General features: G+C 74.1%; 1 protein-coding gene. It reads left to right on the top strand.

The window, feature by feature from the left end; translation table 11 throughout:
- On the top strand, positions 1 to 1,194 hold a 1,194-nt coding region (locus HGA02_RS19820), incomplete at its 5' end, for a M3 family metallopeptidase (protein ID WP_168681125.1).
- Positions 1,195 to 1,197: the final 3 nt, after the last annotated feature.

Here is a 1,197-nt window from a genome sequence, read left to right as displayed (position 1 = left end):
GGCTCGGCCGACGCCGTCGCGGACCTGCTCGCGCGCCTCGCCCCCGTGGCCGTCGCCAACGCGCGCGACGAGGCTGCCGCGCTGCGGGAGGTCCTCGAGCGCGACCACCCCGGCGCGACGCTCGAGCCGTGGGACTGGGCCTACTACGCCGAGCAGGTCCGGCAGGAGCGGCGCGCGCTCGACGACGCACGCCTGCGGCCCTACCTCGAGCTCGAGCGCGTGCTCGCCGACGGGGTCTTCCGCGCCGCGACCGCGCTCTACGGGCTCACGTTCGCCGAGCGGCACGACCTCACGGGCTACCACCCCGACGTCCGGGTGTTCGAGGTGTTCGACGCCGACGGCTCGGGCCTGGGCCTGTTCCTCGGCGACTTCTGGACGCGCGGCTCCAAGCGCGGCGGCGCGTGGATGAACAACCTCGTCGACCAGTCGACCCTGCTCGACCACCCGCCCGTCGTCGTGAACAACCTCAACATCCCCAAGCCGCCGCCGGGCGAGCCGACGCTCCTCGCCTGGGACGAGGTCATCACGCTGTTCCACGAGTTCGGCCACGCGTTGCACGGCCTGCTCTCCGCCGTCCGGTTCCCGTCGCAGTCGGGCACCGAGGTGCCCCGCGACTTCGTCGAGTACCCCTCGCAGGTCAACGAGATGTGGGCGTGGGAGCCGCGGATCCTCGCGTCGTACGCGGTGCACCACGAGACGGGCGAGCCCATGCCCGGCGAGTGGGTGCAGACGCTCCTCGACGCCCGCCAGGACGGCGAGGGCTTCGCGACCACCGAGTACCTCGCCGCCGCGCTGCTGGACCAGGCCTGGTACCGGCTCGCCCCCGAGCACGTCCCGACCGACCCCGCGGACGTCGAGCCGTTCGAGGCGGCCGCGCTCGCGGCGGCGGGCGTCGACTTCGCGCCCGTGCCCCCGCGCTACCGGACGACGTACTTCAACCACGTCTTCGCGAGCGGGTACTCGGCCGGCTACTACTCCTACATCTGGTCGGAGGTGCTCGACGCCGACACCGTCGAGTGGTTCCGCGAGAACGGCGGCCTGCGCCGCGAGAACGGCGACGTGTTCCGTGCGCGGCTGCTGTCGCGCGGCGGCTCGCGCGACCCGCTCGCGTCGTTCCGCGACCTGCGGGGCCGCGACGCGGACATCGCACCGCTGCTCGTCCGCCGCGGCCTGCTCGCGGCCGGCGCCGCCTGACGG

The sequence above is a fragment of the Cellulomonas septica genome (genome assembly GCF_012396155.1).
Taxonomy (GTDB): Bacteria; Actinomycetota; Actinomycetes; order Actinomycetales; family Cellulomonadaceae; genus Cellulomonas; species Cellulomonas septica.
Note: the sequence above shows the minus strand (reverse complement) of the source record. Positions and strands in the feature narration are given on the sequence as shown.